The organism is Virgibacillus sp. NKC19-16 (assembly GCF_021560035.1).
GTDB classification, from domain to species: domain Bacteria; phylum Bacillota; class Bacilli; order Bacillales; family Amphibacillaceae; genus Virgibacillus_L; species Virgibacillus_L salidurans.
In genome coordinates this window covers 2,485,472-2,501,438 of record NZ_CP074373.1, presented here as the reverse complement: position 1 = coordinate 2,501,438, position 15,967 = coordinate 2,485,472, and the positions used below count along the sequence as shown (strand labels likewise).

At 39.9% G+C, this 15,967-nt stretch carries 18 protein-coding genes and 1 tRNA gene; 13 read left to right on the top strand and 6 right to left on the bottom strand.

The window, feature by feature from the left end; genetic code table 11:
- The first annotated feature begins 158 nt into the window (after positions 1 to 158).
- Positions 159 to 413 carry an HPr family phosphocarrier protein gene (locus KFZ58_RS12905; protein WP_235791710.1) on the top strand — a complete coding sequence of 85 codons (255 nt, stop codon included), beginning with the start codon at positions 159 to 161 and terminating at the stop codon, positions 411 to 413.
- 36 nt (positions 414 to 449) lie between these two features.
- Here KFZ58_RS12905 and clpP read toward each other — a convergent pair whose 3' ends face one another.
- Positions 450 to 1,046, bottom strand: coding sequence for an ATP-dependent Clp endopeptidase proteolytic subunit ClpP (gene clpP / locus KFZ58_RS12900; protein WP_235791709.1), 597 nt, complete (start codon positions 1,044 to 1,046; stop codon positions 450 to 452).
- Between the two features lie 218 nt (positions 1,047 to 1,264).
- Between clpP and KFZ58_RS12895 the strand changes: the two genes are divergently transcribed.
- The 3 genes from KFZ58_RS12895 (at position 1,265) to KFZ58_RS12885 (ending at position 3,140) form a co-directional block, all read left to right on the top strand.
- Positions 1,265 to 1,338: transfer RNA gene (locus KFZ58_RS12895), tRNA-Arg, on the top strand.
- 89 nt (positions 1,339 to 1,427) lie between these two features.
- A complete protein-coding gene (locus KFZ58_RS12890) occupies positions 1,428 to 2,210 on the top strand; it encodes an ABC transporter ATP-binding protein (protein ID WP_235791708.1) in 783 nt (260 codons plus the stop codon).
- Positions 2,211 to 2,240: 30 nt separating this feature from the next.
- The gene (locus KFZ58_RS12885) at positions 2,241 to 3,140 is read left to right on the top strand and encodes an alpha/beta hydrolase fold domain-containing protein (protein ID WP_235791707.1); all 900 of its coding nucleotides are present in this window, start codon (positions 2,241 to 2,243) and stop codon (positions 3,138 to 3,140) included.
- Positions 3,141 to 3,177: 37 nt separating this feature from the next.
- Here KFZ58_RS12885 and KFZ58_RS12880 read toward each other — a convergent pair whose 3' ends face one another.
- Entirely contained in the window at positions 3,178 to 3,738 is a 561-nt protein-coding gene (locus tag KFZ58_RS12880) for a shikimate kinase (protein WP_235791706.1), read from the bottom strand.
- A gap of 368 nt (positions 3,739 to 4,106) precedes the next feature.
- Here KFZ58_RS12880 and KFZ58_RS12875 point away from each other — a divergent pair, with 368 nt between their 5' ends.
- The 5 genes from KFZ58_RS12875 (at position 4,107) to nikC (ending at position 9,857) form a co-directional block, all read left to right on the top strand.
- On the top strand, positions 4,107 to 5,129 hold the full coding sequence (locus KFZ58_RS12875; protein WP_235791705.1) for an ABC transporter ATP-binding protein: 1,023 nt from the start codon (positions 4,107 to 4,109) through the stop codon (positions 5,127 to 5,129).
- Positions 5,104 to 6,081, top strand: coding sequence for an ABC transporter ATP-binding protein (locus KFZ58_RS12870; protein WP_235791704.1), 978 nt, complete (start codon positions 5,104 to 5,106; stop codon positions 6,079 to 6,081). The genes KFZ58_RS12875 and KFZ58_RS12870 overlap by 26 nt, the downstream gene beginning before the upstream one ends.
- A gap of 35 nt (positions 6,082 to 6,116) precedes the next feature.
- Entirely contained in the window at positions 6,117 to 7,820 is a 1,704-nt protein-coding gene (locus KFZ58_RS12865; RefSeq protein ID WP_235791703.1) for an ABC transporter substrate-binding protein, read from the top strand.
- Positions 7,821 to 7,916: 96 nt separating this feature from the next.
- The gene (locus tag KFZ58_RS12860; RefSeq protein WP_235791702.1) at positions 7,917 to 8,918 is read left to right on the top strand and encodes an ABC transporter permease; all 1,002 of its coding nucleotides are present in this window, start codon (positions 7,917 to 7,919) and stop codon (positions 8,916 to 8,918) included.
- Positions 8,919 to 8,930: 12 nt separating this feature from the next.
- A complete protein-coding gene (nikC, locus tag KFZ58_RS12855; RefSeq protein WP_235791701.1) occupies positions 8,931 to 9,857 on the top strand; it encodes a nickel transporter permease in 927 nt (308 codons plus the stop codon).
- Between the two features lie 67 nt (positions 9,858 to 9,924).
- Here the strand turns inward: nikC and KFZ58_RS12850 are convergent, their stop codons facing one another.
- Entirely contained in the window at positions 9,925 to 10,704 is a 780-nt protein-coding gene (locus KFZ58_RS12850) for a FixH family protein (RefSeq protein WP_235791700.1), read from the bottom strand.
- A gap of 172 nt (positions 10,705 to 10,876) precedes the next feature.
- Positions 10,877 to 11,218 (bottom strand): general stress protein, encoded by a 342-nt coding sequence (locus KFZ58_RS12845; RefSeq protein WP_235791699.1) that lies wholly within the window; start codon positions 11,216 to 11,218, stop codon positions 10,877 to 10,879.
- Positions 11,219 to 11,396: 178 nt separating this feature from the next.
- Here KFZ58_RS12845 and KFZ58_RS12840 point away from each other — a divergent pair, with 178 nt between their 5' ends.
- Complete coding sequence (locus KFZ58_RS12840; protein ID WP_235791698.1) at positions 11,397 to 12,335, top strand: fumarylacetoacetate hydrolase family protein; 939 nt, start codon at positions 11,397 to 11,399, stop codon at positions 12,333 to 12,335.
- 34 nt (positions 12,336 to 12,369) lie between these two features.
- On the opposite strand, the gene KFZ58_RS12835 is transcribed toward KFZ58_RS12840, so the two are convergent.
- Both KFZ58_RS12835 and KFZ58_RS12830 read right to left on the bottom strand, forming a co-directional pair.
- Positions 12,370 to 13,176: an alpha/beta fold hydrolase gene (locus KFZ58_RS12835; protein ID WP_235791697.1), complete on the bottom strand. Its 807-nt coding sequence runs from the start codon at positions 13,174 to 13,176 to the stop codon at positions 12,370 to 12,372.
- 80 nt (positions 13,177 to 13,256) lie between these two features.
- The gene (locus KFZ58_RS12830) at positions 13,257 to 13,649 is read right to left on the bottom strand and encodes a reverse transcriptase-like protein (protein ID WP_235791696.1); all 393 of its coding nucleotides are present in this window, start codon (positions 13,647 to 13,649) and stop codon (positions 13,257 to 13,259) included.
- A 209-nt stretch (positions 13,650 to 13,858) separates the two neighbouring features.
- Between KFZ58_RS12830 and KFZ58_RS12825 the strand changes: the two genes are divergently transcribed.
- From KFZ58_RS12825 to KFZ58_RS12815, 3 genes are all read left to right on the top strand, one after another.
- Positions 13,859 to 14,137, top strand: coding sequence for a hypothetical protein (locus KFZ58_RS12825; RefSeq protein WP_235791695.1), 279 nt, complete (start codon positions 13,859 to 13,861; stop codon positions 14,135 to 14,137).
- A gap of 162 nt (positions 14,138 to 14,299) precedes the next feature.
- On the top strand, positions 14,300 to 15,580 hold the full coding sequence (rpoN, locus tag KFZ58_RS12820; protein ID WP_235791694.1) for an RNA polymerase factor sigma-54: 1,281 nt from the start codon (positions 14,300 to 14,302) through the stop codon (positions 15,578 to 15,580).
- A 14-nt stretch (positions 15,581 to 15,594) separates the two neighbouring features.
- Entirely contained in the window at positions 15,595 to 15,837 is a 243-nt protein-coding gene (locus KFZ58_RS12815) for a glutaredoxin family protein (protein ID WP_235791693.1), read from the top strand.
- Positions 15,838 to 15,967 lie beyond the last annotated feature (130 nt).

Here is a 15,967-nt window from a genome sequence, read left to right as displayed (position 1 = left end):
CATTAATGGGCTGTAATCCCCCGCTGAATGAAGTTTCACTTTATGTTATAATTGAAATAGAATTTCCTAAATCGGCAGTATCGTATGTTTAGACATGCGTTACTGTCGGTTAAAATTGATTATAAATGTTAGCGTTTACGTAGGAGAGGATGAGAAATTTGGTTGATAGAACAGTGAAAGTTGAATTGGAAACAGGTCTGCAAGCAAGACCAGCTGCACAATTTGTTCAGGAAGCAAACCGGTACGGGGCACATTTGTTTCTTGAAAAAGAAGGCAAAAAAGTCAACGCGAAAAGCATCATGGGGCTAATGAGCCTAGCCGTAACCAGTGGAGAGGAAATAACAATCATTGCGGACGGGGCTGATGAAGAAATTGCACTCGATCACTTAGTAAATTTTGTTTCGGAAGCATAAAAAAAGGGTGTCTCATTTGAGGCACCCTTTTAAATTTTATTTATCTGAGTTTGGATTACGTTCTAGGATTTTGTCAATCAACCCATAGTCTACTGATTTTTCAGCAGTCATAAAGTTATCGCGCTCTGTATCACGCTCAACAACCTCCAGTGGTTGTCCTGTACGTTCAGAAAGAATCACGTTCATTTTTCGTTTCATTTCAACGATACGTTTTGCATGGATTTCGATATCTGTTGCCTGACCTTGTGTACCACCCAATGGTTGGTGAATCATCACTTCACTATTTGGAAGTGCATATCGCTTTCCTTTTTCACCAGCGGCTAACAGGAACGCACCCATAGATGCTGCCATTCCAGTACAGATTGTTGATACATCAGGTTTAATGAATTGCATCGTATCAAATATCGCCATTCCAGCTGTAATGGAACCACCCGGTGAGTTAATGTAAAGCGAAATGTCTTTATCCGGATCATCAGCTTCAAGGAATAATAATTGTGCTACAATGGAGTTCGCTACATTATCATCAATCCCACTACCAAGCATAATAATACGGTCTTTCAATAAGCGTGAGTAAATATCGTATGCGCGCTCTCCACGGTTCGTTTGTTCAATAACTGTAGGTATTAAATTCATTTTAAAAAAATCCTCCCTTATTCATAACGTCTATGTTCATCATACCTAAATGGTCAATAAAGGTCAAACAAAAACGTTCAACAAAATACTTCGTTAAAAATCATACTTCCCAGCATACCCATCTAGTGCAAAAATAAACCTGTCTGACTATTTTACTAGGACTTGTATAAATATGATAGAAGGGTTATAATATTCTCTGTGTAAAAATTTAATTACATGCGCCCATAGCTCAGTTGGATAGAGCTTTGGTTTCCGGTACCAAGTGTCGGGGGTTCGAATCCCTCTGGGCGCACTATTTGTAAAACTAGTAATAACAAGGGTCTGGCGTTTTGGATCTCTTGTTATTTTTTTATAAAAATGAATAGAAAGAGGCGAGCAGTTTTGACGAATGTTATTGATATGCAGGATGTTTCCTGGAAAAGACAACAGGAAACGATTCTAACTAATGTGAACTGGAACGTATCTAGGGGTGAGCACTGGGCGGTACTTGGACTGAATGGTTCGGGAAAAACGACGTTACTGAATATGGTAAATGGTTATATTTGGCCAACAACTGGAAAAGTCAGCGTGTTGGATCAGCAATTTGGGAGGACGGATATTAGAGAATTACGAAAGTCCATTGGCTGGGTGAGTTCGTCCATACAGGAAAGAATAAAAGGGACGGCGTATGGTGAGGATGTTGTCGTTAGCGGTAAGTATGCATCAATCGGATTGTATGATGTTCCTAATAACGAAGACTACAAGAAGGCGTATCAAATTATGGAACAGGTTGGCTGCAGTCATTTGACAAACCGTACATATCAAACATGTTCCCAAGGAGAAAAGCAAAAAATTCTTATTGCACGTGGGCTAATGGGATCACCTGATTTGCTCATATTAGATGAACCGACTAGCGGACTTGATTTTATATCGCGGGAAGAATTGCTTTCCACGATAGATAATTTGGCAATTCAAAAAGACGCCCCAACCATCATTTTTGTGACACATCACATCGAAGAGATATTGCCAGTGTTTTCTCATACGCTACTGCTTCATCAAGGAACAGTTTTTGATAAAGGAGAAAGGTCCGCTATGTTAACAAGTACATGTCTATCGGAATTTTTTGGTACATCTGTCCGTGTCGAGTGGCATAGAGATAGGGCTTGGATGACGTTGCGGGATTAGGAATTTTTTAGAGAGAAGGGGAGAGGTCCGGTGAGAAGTCTAAGAAGTAAGCTGGTTGAACAATTCCTTTTCCTTTATGGTGGGAAAGAAAAATTTGTGGACGAAAAGGCTCTTGCGGCATTTATGGAGCAAAAGCGTAAAGATAGAAAGCCGTATGTTTTGCCAAGAAAAATCGGTGAGAGATTTAATCTAGTGCTCAGAACATATGATGATATGAGCTGCTATTTTTTTAATTTCGAAAACAAGCCAACAAAAAAACAAATCCTTTACTTACATGGTGGGGCATACGTGAGTCAGCCGCTCATCTTTCATTGGAATTTTTTAGGTAAACTAGCCAAGGAGACTGGGGCAACAATCTATGTACCTATTTACCCAAAGGCGCCGAATCATCAGTATCAGGAGTCATTTGACAAGGTTTTTCTCATTTATGAAGAGATACTGGGCAAGTCAGGTGTGGATAATCTTATCTTTATGGGCGACTCTGCCGGGGGAGGTTTTGCGCTTGCTTTGGCCGAGTTGCTCCTGGAAAAGGGCATGCCACAACCGAAACACATTATTTTGCTTTCACCATGGCTTGATATTACCATGAAAAACCCCGATCTCCGTGCATTTGAAAAACTGGATCCCCTAATTGGAATTTACGGTGCGGCTGAAATGGGCAAATCATTTGCCGGGAATGCCAATCCGAACTATTATATGCTCAGCCCAATCAACGGAGAGATAAAAGGGTTAGGGAAAATTTCTGTGTTTATTGGCACGCATGAGGTACTGCTACCCGATATTAGGAAATTTAAGAATATGACAGAAGCGCAGGGCGTGAAGATCAATTATTTTGAGTATCCAAATATGAATCATGTTTTTCCGGTATATCCTATTCCTGAAGCGAAAAAAGCGAGGAAGGAAATCGTGGACATTATGGAGAATGGGTGATGTTTTTTGGCATTCACCACCCTTCCCTTTTCCTATTTCACCCGCCATTAGGTTCATGAATATCCCAAGCCGTTTTTAAAGAATCCACGATAAAATCAGCAACCTCTTCAATAATCAGATTATCTGTTTCCACCCTAGAATGATGTTTTTCATAGATTGGCTGCCTCTTATGAAAAAGTTCTTTAATTTCATCAATATTTTTCCCCTGTAGAACGGGTCTGCTGTCAATAAGTAAGCTAATCCTTTCCTGCCAATGTTCCCAGGACAAATCTAGGAAAAATACGATACATTCTGCTAAGCACGTATTTCTGATTTCCTCCTGTAAGAAAGCCCCACCGCCAACGGAAATTATTTTCAGCTTTTGCTTGCAAGCTTTTATGATTGTTGTTTTCTCTTTTTCACGAAAAGCTTGCTCACCGATCGTTTGAAAAATCTCGGACGTTGGCATACCATATTTACTTTCGATTTCTTCATCTATATCGATAAAATCCCGATATAATTTCTTGGCAACGGACTTTCCAATGGATGTCTTACCAACACCCATAAACCCAATCAGGACAATGCTTTTCTCTCTAAGTGGAACTTCGTTAATACGCATATTAAGCCTCTTTCTATTATACTGTTAGAAATAGTATAAGCTAATTTTGGCAGTTTGTAAAAAGGTTAATTGTAGAAATATTGACTGAAAGCGAGCGTATACCGAACGGAGAATAGAAGTATTACTCGAGGATGGATAATCAACCTGAGAGGGAAAGAATCACCCCGAGCCCAATAACATCCCTATCCCCATAATAAATACACGAACAAAATTTAATCCCAACCAAATCTGCACCCCCATCTACCTATTCTAGTAAATACTTCCTAAAAAATCCCTTGCAATATTTATTAAATTTCAGTATATTATTAACATACCGTTACTAAATTTTCATAAAAATGGTACAGGGACGTTATAAAAGGGGGTAGATCATGTCACACACAGATGTTGTTTTAGAACTAAATAATTTACATACACATTTTTTTACAGACAATGGTGAAATCCCAGCTGTAGATGGAGTTAGTATTAACGTTCATAAAGGGGAAGTGGTTGGCATTGTTGGTGAATCTGGATGCGGAAAAAGTGTTACTTCCTTATCCGTGATGCAACTAGTGCCAAGCCCGCCCGGGAAAATTGTTGATGGCGAGATCAATTTTAAGGGTGAAAATCTTGTAAACGCTTCAAAGTCACGCATGAAAAAAGTGCGTGGAAATGAAATATCCATGATCTTTCAGGAACCGATGACATCATTAGATCCACTATTTACGATTGGAAATCAAATGCGGGAAGCGATTCGGATTCACGAAAAAATCAGCAAAAAAGAGGCGCGGAGCAGATCAATAGATATGTTGAAGCTTGTTGGTATACCGAGACCCGAAGCTGTCATTGATGAATATCCGCATCAATTGTCTGGTGGAATGCGGCAGCGTGTCATGATTGCGATGGCGATGTCACGAGATCCTGAATTATTAATTGCCGATGAACCAACAACCGCACTTGACGTTACAATCCAGGCACAAATTTTGGATTTAATGCGGAATTTAAATCATGAAAAAGAAACATCCATTTTATTAATTACCCATGATCTTGGTGTCGTAGCTGAAATTTGCGATCGAGTTGTCGTTATGTACTCCGGACAGGTTGTGGAAGAGGGTACGACAAGGGAAATATTGAAAGATCCAAAGCATCCCTATTCCAAAGGGCTAATCCGTTCCTTGCCTAAAATTCATGAACGGGAGCAAAAGCTTTATTCCATTCCAGGTACGGTGCCAAAGCCAAAGATGGATCGTGTCGGTTGCCGTTTTGCCGCGCGCTGTGAATTTGCTTTTGACCGTTGCTTCCAGGAAAGCCCAGAGCTTTATTCTTTAGGAGATGGTCGAACAAGTCGTTGCTTTCTATATGACGAAAAGGAAGAAGGTGTAACGAACGATGACAAGTCCTTTACTGGAAGTTAAGTCGCTAAAAAAATATTTTGATATTAGAGGTGGTGTTTTTGGGCGAAAAGTTGGAGAAGTAAAAGCGGTGGATGATATTTCATTTTCCGTTATGGAAGGTGAAATTTTAGGTATTGTAGGTGAATCCGGCTGCGGCAAATCCACGACAGGTAAATCGATCCTAAGACTAATCGAACCAACAGAAGGGCAAGTAAAGTTTGAGGATCGGGATATAACCGACTTAAACGCGGAAGAAATGCGGCAATTAAGACGCAATATGCAGATTATATTCCAGGATCCCTATGCATCCTTAAATCCAAGGCATACGGTGGAAAAAATAATAAGTGAGCCACTGTTAATCCACGGGGTTACTTCGGCCAAAGAGCGGAACGATCGCGTGAAGGAACTGCTGGAGATCGTCGGTTTAAGTGCGTATCACGCTTCCAGGTATCCCCATCAATTTAGTGGAGGACAGAGACAGCGAATCGGTATTGCCCGAGCATTGGCAAATAATCCGAAATTGATCATTTGTGATGAACCGGTTTCTGCCCTGGATGTATCTGTACAGTCCCAAATCCTGAATCTAATGGAAGAACTTCGCGATACGTTTAATCTAACCTATGTTTTTATTGCACATGACCTAAGTGTTGTAAAGCATATCAGTGATCGTGTTGGGGTGATGTATTTAGGCAGGATGGTTGAATTAACGACAAAAGATACATTATATGAGGATCCGAAACATCCATATACACAGGCACTTTTATCTGCAGTTCCTTCGCCGGATCCCGACATTACAAGAGACCGGGTTATATTAGAAGGTGATGTGCCAAGTCCTGCGAGTCCACCTGCCGGCTGTGCATTTCACACTAGATGCCCGCATGCAATGGATATTTGCAGGGAATTCAGACCAGCTTTTGAAGAAATAGAGGATAACCATTTTGTTGCATGTCATCTCTACGGGGACGCGCAATAAAATTTATCAATTATAAAAAATAAGGGGGAAAAAGTATGAAGGTAAAGTTTTCTTTTTTAGTTGCTCTGATGCTTGCATTTGTTTTAGTGCTCGCAGCATGTAGTGGCGATGGAGGAGCAGATTCTGCTTCCACGGAGGAAGAAGAGGAAGCAGATGCTACTGAGGGAAGTGAAGACAGCGCTGGGGAAGATAGTGAGACGGAAGCTGACGGTGGAGCAGAAGGGGAACAGGTTCTTGTATTTGCACGGGGAGGCGATTCTGAAAGTTTGGATCCATCAAGTACAACAGATGGTGAATCCTCCCGTGTGACCAGACAGATTTTGGAAACCTTATTGACTTTTGAAGAAGACTCATTTGAACTTGAGCCAGGGTTAGCACATGACTGGGAAGTTTCAGATGACGGGTTAAACTATACCTTCTATTTGGAGAAGGGCGTCACATTCCATGACGGAACGGATTTTAACGCAGAAGCGGTAAAAACAAACTTCGAGCGCTGGGCAGATCCGGAGCATGAGTATAGCTTTGCAGATGATAATTATGTGTATTCCATGTATGGGACCATGTTTGGTGGTTTCCAAGGGGACGATGGTCATGTTATCGAAGAAATTAATGTCGTAGGTGATCATGAAATTGAATTCGTTTTATCACAGCCATTAGGATTTTTCCTGCAAAACATGGCGATGAGTTATTTCGGAATAACGTCACCAGCAGCTTTTGAAGAATACGGCCCTGAGATTAACGAAAACCCGGTAGGAACTGGTCCGTTTCAATTTGTCAGCTGGAGCAAGGATGATTCCATTATTCTGGAAAAATTTGAAGATTACCGTGTAGATGGCCTCCCGAAACTGGATGAAGTAGTTTTTGAAGTCATCCCGGATAATGCTGCTCGTTTAATTGCACTTCGTTCTGGCGAGATTGATATTATGGATGGACTAAATCCGGATGACGCCGCTGGGATTGAATCGGAAGAAGGATTAGAACTGTATACAAGGGCAGAGAATAACGTTGGTTATGTCGGATTTAACACACAAAAAGAACCATTAGATCAAGTGGAAGTACGACAGGCGATTAATTATGCAATTGATAAACAGTCGATTGCTGACGCATTATATGCAGGTTATGCGAATACCGCCAAAAATATGCTCCCTCCTAGCTATATGGGCTACAATGATGAAGTGGAAGCCTATGAATATGATCCGGAGAGAGCACAGGAATTACTGGCAGAAGCAGGTTATGAGGACGGAATGGAAATTGAACTTTGGACGATGCCTGTGGCAAGACCATACATGCCGGATCCGGAGACAGTTTCTGAAATTGTGCAAAATAATTTAGCGGAAGTTGGAATAGAAGTTGAGATCGTACGTGAAGAATGGGCTCCCTATTTAGAGAAGACTCTCCAAGGTGAGCAGGAAATGTTTATGCTTGGCTGGTCAGGAACAAATGGAGATCCGGATTATTTCTTAAGCAGCTTACTACATGGATCGAATGTTGGGAGTAGTAACCGTACATTCTATCAAAATGATGAAGTGGATGAGCTATTAGATCAGGCAAAAAGATCTGTTGATCAAGATGAGCGCGCGGCATTTTATCAAGAGGCTCAAGCGTTGATTTCAGAAGATTCACCGACGGCAACATTAGTACATTCAACTCCTGTATTAGCAACAACCAGTGACGTATTAAATTATGTACCACATCCATCAACAAGTGAATCGTTGGCAGAAGTTGAGCTAGCGAATTAGAAATTGACAAGGGTAGTAGTTTTCTGCTGCTACCCTGTTCTTTTTAATAGCGTGTTCCATGAATAAATGCTAGATACATAGAATTGGGGTGAAATGATGTTTGCCTATATTATGCGCCGCTTACTTATGCTCATTCCTGTATTAATCGGAATGACGTTAATCACATTTTCTATCGTACATCTTATACCCGGTAACCCTGCACAAGTTATATTAGGGGAGACGGCAACTGCGGCTGCCATTGAAGACTTGGAAGAAAGCATGGGCTTAAACGAGGCCTATCCTGTTCAATATGGTATTTATGTAACGGATTTACTTCAAGGTGACTTAGGCACTTCATTAAGGTCAAAAGCAGAGATATCAAAAGAAATATGGCCGTACATAGCCGCTACCTTTGAATTAACCGTATTTGCCATGATATTTGCTATCGTTATCGGTGTAAATGCCGGAATTATAAGTGCATGGAAACAGAATTCCTGGTTTGATTTTCTGGCGATGCTATTCGCATTAGTTGGTGTCTCGATGCCGATTTTTTGGCTGGCATTAATGGAGCAGTGGGTTTTTGCCCAGGAGCTTGGCTGGCTTCCGGCATATGGCAGGGAAGACAGCAGAGACCCGATGGCGACCATTACGAATTTTTATGTGTTAGATTCATTAATTCATCTGGACTTCGGGCGAACACTGACGATTTTAAAACACTTAGTATTACCTAGTATTGCTTTAGGTACGATTCCGATGGCAATTATAGCCAGAATGACACGTTCAAGCATGCTTGAAGTGATGAATTCGGATTACATTAGAACAGTGAGGGCTAAAGGGTCAGGACAATTTTTGGTTATTTATAAACATGCGTTGAAAAATGCCATTATTCCTGTGTTAACGGTAATTGGTCTGCAAACGGGTGTCCTTTTGGGGGGAGCTATTTTAACGGAAACGATTTTTAGCTGGCCTGGTATTGGAAGGTATGTGTATGAAGCAATCAATTACCGTGACTATCCGGTCATTCAATCAGGTATTCTCGTCATTGCATTTATCTTTGTCATCATTAATTTAATTGTTGATTTACTTTATAAACTTATTGATCCAAGGATTAACTATTAGGGGGATGTTGGGATGGAAACGAAAGAAAAACAAGCAGAACAGCAGTTAGCAAACCCCGCAAAAAGTGGTCAGCAATTTGATACAGAGGAAATTGAGGCGATTTCTCCCTGGAAAGATACATTGAAACACTTAAGGAAAAATCGTTTTGCGTTTGCGGGATTAATAATTATTGTATTTTTTATATTACTTGGTTTGTTTGCACCACTTCTTACCTCTCATGGAGTTGCAGAACAGAATCTTGTCAACCGATTGCAGCCGCCATCTGCAGAGCATTGGTTGGGGACAGACGATCTTGGAAGAGATATTTTTACTAGAATCGCCTATGGGGCAAGAGTTTCGCTTCAAGTTGGTTTTTTCGCGGTAACAGGAGCGCTTGTGTTCGGTACATTACTGGGAATTATAGCCGGATACTTCGGCCGCTGGATCGATATGCTAATATCGCGGATATTCGATATACTACTTGCATTTCCTAGTATTCTACTCGCGATTGCGATTGTAGCAATTTTAGGCGCTTCCTTGCAAAATGCGTTAATAGCGATAGCGATTATTAATATTCCTATATTCGGGCGACTTGTCCGTTCGAAAGTAATCAGTCTTCGTGAGGAAGAATACATCATGGCAGCAAAAGCACAAGGAATGAAGAATGGACGGATTATATTTCATCATATATTACCAAATAGTGCAGCGCCTATTATAGTTCAATCGACACTCGGGTTTGGTACAGCAATCCTGGATGCTGCAGCGCTAGGATTCCTGGGCCTCGGGGCACAACCACCTACACCAGAATGGGGGAAAATGCTTGCAGACTCCCGTGACTTTATCCAGCTGGCTCCATGGACATTAATCGTACCAGGTGTGGCTATAATGCTGGTGGTGCTGGGATTTAACTTGATAGGTGATGGTTTGAGGGATGCACTTGACCCGAAGATGAAGAATTGAAGTATAGGGTTGCTTATAGTAAAGGAGGATTCTCAATTGTTAATGAGAATCCTCCTCTTATATGAAGCTATTCGTTTACAACTACTTCATGCTCTTCATGTTCGTGTAACCCGTCATCATTTTCAACATGAATTTGTATATTGTATGTTCCAGTCTCTGGGAAATCGTGGATAGCTGTATATTCACCAGAAGCGGATTCTTCAGCGTCTATCCATTCATGCTGGTCAGATACGTCATAATTCCAAATTTCATAACGAACATTGGCGCCTTCAAAATTCTCCCCATCCATATTTAACTGAACCATTAGTTCTGTCTGGTCCTGAACATTTGCTTCGTCAATTTCGGAAAAATCCATTGCAAACCCTTCTTCTTGTGCTTGCCCATCTTCTGTATCTTCATTTTCAGCTTCCTGGTCAGCATTTGCGCCTTCACCAACTGTAACGGATTTCTTTGGCATGGTATGCTGCGTTCTTGCGGTTACATGTGCATACATTTCATAAACGCCATCCTCTTCAAAGGCCGTTTCTGCTGTATAGCTTCCATCCCCGTTATTTTCAGCTTCTAACATCGTGCTGTTATCTTCATTTCCCGTTTCCCAGTATTCAAATACGACCTCATCAGCATCTGCCACATCATCTTTGCCATATGTGACGTTTGCTTTCATTTCTATTGTCTCATCTACATCAGCAGTTTCAGGAACTTCAAACTCCACCTCGAGTGCGTGCAGTTCGTCTTCAGAATTTCCTTCACCTGATTCTTCCGTACTACCATCATCCCCACATGCAGAAAGGAAGGTGAACGCTACTATCAAGGTCAGCAACCAGAATTTTTCAAGTTTATGTATCAAATCTATTCCCCCATTTTATAAGCGTTTATTAGATCTAGCTATAGTATAACATGTGAATTTAGTTGTTTGGTGAACGGGATGTGAATTTTATGGGGTGGGTGATTTTACATAAAAATAATATGTTTCGCCAAGTGAGGGGGGATAAAAGACGAACAGTCTAGAACTGTTCGCCTCATTTGTTTTCAACTACAACTAGGAACTTCTCTGATTTTAATTCCCCTTGATGTGTTTTAGCATCTTCTTTTGCTACGCCTAATTCGAGCAATTGTTCATATGGATCAGTGATATCATCGGTGAATACGCGTTTTACCTTATCTATAAAGGACTCATTATTTTTAGGTCCCGGTTTGCCACTTTTTATGTTTGCATCCGTATCTTTTTTTATCTTGGTCGTTTTATCCTTATTTGTGATAATAGATATATCGTTAGGCTTATATCCTTGTATTTCTAAATTATTTACTGCATTAACAGCTTCTTCCTCAGAACCGTATGAACCAATAATCCGTTTTGTCATGCAACACACCACCTTCGCTTTTCTACTACTATTTTTACCCGCGTCGGAACGTATCTAAACCATTAACGAAAGGATTCTTTTTCAAGAGTTTTCAAACTAAATTTGCCATAATTCTATATTTTTAACTGTATCTTTGGTAAAATTCCCTTAACACCAATTAATAAAAGGGGGCGTAATTATGAAACTAGTAAGCTATAAATTGAAGCAAGATCCAGGACATCTTAGAGTGGGCTGGATCGTAAACGAAAAAGTGTATGATATACAGGAAGCTTATCGCCAACTGCTGATTTATAAACAAGAAAAGGATTTAGCGAACTTAATTGATACGATTCTCCCGGCAGATCCAAATGAATTTTTCTCTATTGGGAAAAGGGCTATTGAGAGGGCAACGGAAGCTTATAACTATGTAATGGTTAGCGATAGTCCTTTCAATTTTTTTCATCAAGAAGATCTATACCTGTCAAATCCTATTTCAAGCCCGTCAAAGATCATATGCGTTGGGAAAAACTACGTAGATCATGTTGCTGAAATGAAAGGGGATTTACCGGAATTCCCTGTGCTCTTTGCCAAATTTGACAATGCGCTAATTGGCCCGGAAGACGTCATTGAAAAATCTGCTGCTACAAATAAACTGGATTATGAAGTTGAGTTAGCTGTAGTGATTGGAAAAGAAGCAACACATGTCAGCAAGGAACAGGCGTTGGATTACGTTGCCGGTTATACGATTGGAAATGATATTTCTGCCCGAGACTTGCAGAAAAGAACTCCCCAGTGGCTACAAGGAAAAACGCTGGATCGTAGCACACCGATTGGGCCATGGGTGGTTACCGATGATGAGATTCCAGACCCTTCCAGCTTAGCTGTTCGCTCGTATGTGAATGGGGAGGAGCGTCAATCCTCCAATACAAGTCATTTAATTTTCGATGTTCCTTATCTAATCGAATTTATTTCGAAACTAATCACCCTGAAACCAGGAGATATCATTTTAACAGGAACACCGGATGGCGTGGGATTCGCTATGGATCCACCACAATTTTTACAAGATGGTGATGTCGTTATAACGGAAATTGAAGCTATTGGACAGATGGAGAATACGGTTAAGGAAATGAAAGAATAGAGTGAGAGGCTCATCGTTGGATGAGCCTTTAATTTTACAGGCTACTGATAAACGCATCAACTTCTTGATTGAATTTATCTGTTTCCTCTAAAAATAAGAGGTGACTGCTATTCTCAAAAGCTACTAATTTTGAACCGGGTATCCGGTCTTGGATGTACTCGCCGGCTGCAACGGGAAAGAATCCTGTGCTACCAAAGCAAATTAATGTCGGGACATTTACTTTTGATAGTGTTTCTCGATAATCAACAAGGGCCTGGTTGCAAACAATTGTACTTTCTATGGATGACGGCAGTTTATTCATTTCCTGTAATATCCATTCAAATTCAGTTGGATCAGGCTGTTCCTTATACATTCCATGGATAAAATTACTGTTAAAACCATTTTGGTCTTCCTGGATCGCTTGCATTAGATCTTTTATCGCGCCGAGATCAAAGGCACCAAATTCCCAACCAGGATCCGGCCATATAAAATCGGAAGCGGATTGGTCTACCACAGTGAGTGCTTTTATATTTTCCGTTCCAAATTTATCTACATAATCCCAGGCAACAAACGCCCCCATTGACCAGCCAACTATAATTACATCCCGTAAGTCTAGTTTTTCAATAAATAGTTTAAGGTCTCTGGCATATTGAGCGACCGTGTGGCCATATTCCACCTTCGAAGACTGGCCATGTCCACGAAAATCTAATGTAATCATGCGGTATTTTTCACTGAAATAAGGTACTTGTTTATGAAAAAACGTACTGCTCATCATCACACCATGTAGAAAAATAACGGCTTGTCCAGTACCCTGATCTTCATAATAAAGTTTAGTGCCTGAATCAAGTTTTACGTATGGCAATTAATTCACTCCCCAGAATGATAGTTTATTATTAACTTATTCTACATTCTTTATGAAATTCCTCTTTTGTCAAGAATATTTTATACACTCATATCAATAGCCGCTCTAGCTAGTTTATCTGCATGTTTATTTTGTTTTTCCGGAATCCATTTGATAAAGAAATAGGGAAATGCATTTGCCTCTTTCCTGATTTTTTCTAGCAAGGGAAGGAACGTATTGTTTCTGGTGAAATCTTTTTCAATGGTATCGACAACCGCCCTGGAATCGGAACGAAAGGATAATATTTCGCCAGGGAATGCTTCCTTGCAAATTTCAAGTGCTTTGATAACAGCATGGAATTCCGCTTCATGATTTGATAAATTTCCTAGTGGGAAGGCATATTCATAATTGGTTTTGTTAGCTCTTATAAAAACCCCTGCTCCGCTTAAACCAGGATTGCCACGCGAAGCTCCGTCTGTATATACTTCAATCAATTGTTTGACGCTCCTTTGTTGTAAAAACACGAGTAGAATTTAAGTATATGCTATCACTATTATTATCGAAATGAAATTCGTACAGGGGGCACGATTTAAAATTATTATTATTAAATTTATTTTTATCTTGAAATACTGCTGAATTTGCGATATTTTTTAGTTACTAATTGGGTTACTTTGAAATTCGTAAGGTTAGGGAGTGATTTAAAGTGGAATTTACATTTATTGCAATATTACTATTTACTATTATTAATTTCATTTCGAGAGTAGATAAGCTAGAAGGCCGTATCAAAGGGATGCAATATAGACTGGATCAGGTGGCGAAACAAGTGGATGTACCTGAACCCCCAATAAACGATGAATTACGCGAACTTATCAAAGAAGGAGAGAGCGTAAGAGCTGTCAAACAGGCAAGAGAAGCCTTAGGACTGTCACTGGTCGAAGGAAAACAATACGTGGATGCTTTGAAACTTGAACTTGAAGATTAACATTTAGATGGAGACCGAAAAAACGCGCTCTCCATTTTTTATACCAAAATAAAATTCGACAAAATTCGGGTGGTGCCAGTACAGCGTACCCTTTATACCAGTGACAGGGTGGCTGATGTGTGGCATAATAGGGATGAGGACGCTTTATCAGGGGTGTTAAAAATGAGGCCGAGGCTTGTCCAGGAGCAGACATTACAATGGAAGATGAATCAATCGCTTTTGCAGGCGATTCATATTCTTCAGTTTGATAGTGTTGAATTGATCGATTATATTAAAGAGGTGTCCAAGGAAAATCCACTGATTGAAGAGGTCAATTATGATTATGATATTGCGCAATATAGAACGCATAACTCCAATCCTGCTGCAATAGGCGAAATTAATCAAGCTGAGCTGACCATGTATGATCACCTGAAAAATCAGCTGTATACATTGGATATGTCCGAGGAACTTAAGCCGATTGTTTTATTTGGAATTGACTCCCTGGATGATGATGGTTATTTAATGATCGATCTTGATCTGTGGGCGGACCAGTGTAATACGACAGCGGAAATGGTGGAACATGCTCTAGGAAAGATTCAAAAACTAGATCCTGTTGGCATCGGTGCCAGGACGCTTAGTGAATGCATATTATTACAATTAAAACAAATGGATATGAACCAGTCATTTATAGAAGACTTACTAAAAGAGCATCTGGATTGGATTGCTGAGGAAAATATAGGATCAATCGCAGCACATTATCAAACAACTGAAGAAGTGGCAACGAAGATCATTAAACATATTCAGTCATGTCATCCGAAGCCCGGAAAACTGTTAGAAACGGAAAAACCTGAATATATTATTCCTGAAGCGTCTATTTATAAGGAAGATGGAACGTGGAAAGTATCTTTTTATAAATGGAATTCACCAACAATTGAAGTTAATCAAGCCTACGTGAATTTAAAGGATATAGAAAAGGAAGCAGCCATGTACCTGAAAGAAAAATATAAACAAGTTGACTTCCTGCAGCAGGCGATTAAATATCGATCCAATACATTAGAGCTTGTTGTTAAAAATATAGTAGAAAAGCAATATATGTATTTTGAGCATGGCGCATTTATGCTGCAACCACTGACATTAAGGGAAATTGCGAGTGACTTAGACATACATGTATCAACCGTGAGCCGAACGATTAATAACAAATATGTGCAAACAAATCATGGCGTTACACCGATTAAATTCTTCCTTCAGCCAGGGGTTAAACAAACAAATGGAAAGCAAACTGCTTCTTTTGTCATCAAGCAGTTAATACATGAATTTATTCAATATGAAAATAAAGCAAAGCCCCTGTCAGATGAACAAATTAAAAGGAAATTAGATGATGAGTTTGGTATTAAGGTTGCGCGCAGAACCATTATGAAATATCGCGAACAATTAAACCTACCATCGTCCACAAAACGGAAATAATGGAGGTGCCTTTGATGTTAAATGTTATTTACTATATGAAAGATAATTGCTCGCTATGTGATGAAGCAAACGCATTGCTTACGGTGCTTCAGCATGATTACACGTTTACGATAGAAGAACGGGACATTTATACAAATGATGATTGGCTGGAAGAGTATCAACTCTTAATTCCCTATGTCAAAATAAATGAAACGGAATTGGATTGTGAGCAAATTAATATTGATATATTGGAAAAAGTGATAAAGGAAAATGTTTAGAGGGGTAACATAAAACTCAGATGTAATACATTGCCAACCAAGATTGTCACGCAAGTATAAATTTTTCTGTTTGTCAAAGAACAATAATACAGCAATTGAGAAGAAATACATCGTTCATTTTCGTGATAAA

Excerpts from the sequence above, each read along its gene's own strand:
- clpP (WP_235791709.1), bottom strand. The coding sequence starts at position 1,046 with ATGAATTTAATACCTACAGTTATTGAACAAACGAACCGTGGAGAGCGC.
- KFZ58_RS12880 (WP_235791706.1), bottom strand. The coding sequence starts at position 3,738 with ATGCGTATTAACGAAGTTCCACTTAGAGAGAAAAGCATTGTCCTGATT.
- KFZ58_RS12875 (WP_235791705.1), top strand. The coding sequence starts at position 4,107 with ATGTCACACACAGATGTTGTTTTAGAACTAAATAATTTACATACACAT.
- KFZ58_RS12870 (WP_235791704.1), top strand. The coding sequence starts at position 5,104 with ATGACAAGTCCTTTACTGGAAGTTAAGTCGCTAAAAAAATATTTTGAT.
- KFZ58_RS12865 (WP_235791703.1), top strand. The coding sequence starts at position 6,117 with ATGAAGGTAAAGTTTTCTTTTTTAGTTGCTCTGATGCTTGCATTTGTT.
- KFZ58_RS12860 (WP_235791702.1), top strand. The coding sequence starts at position 7,917 with ATGTTTGCCTATATTATGCGCCGCTTACTTATGCTCATTCCTGTATTA.
- nikC (WP_235791701.1), top strand. The coding sequence starts at position 8,931 with ATGGAAACGAAAGAAAAACAAGCAGAACAGCAGTTAGCAAACCCCGCA.
- KFZ58_RS12845 (WP_235791699.1), bottom strand. The coding sequence starts at position 11,218 with ATGACAAAACGGATTATTGGTTCATACGGTTCTGAGGAAGAAGCTGTT.
- KFZ58_RS12840 (WP_235791698.1), top strand. The coding sequence starts at position 11,397 with ATGAAACTAGTAAGCTATAAATTGAAGCAAGATCCAGGACATCTTAGA.
- rpoN (WP_235791694.1), top strand. The coding sequence starts at position 14,300 with ATGAGGCCGAGGCTTGTCCAGGAGCAGACATTACAATGGAAGATGAAT.
- KFZ58_RS12815 (WP_235791693.1), top strand. The coding sequence starts at position 15,595 with ATGTTAAATGTTATTTACTATATGAAAGATAATTGCTCGCTATGTGAT.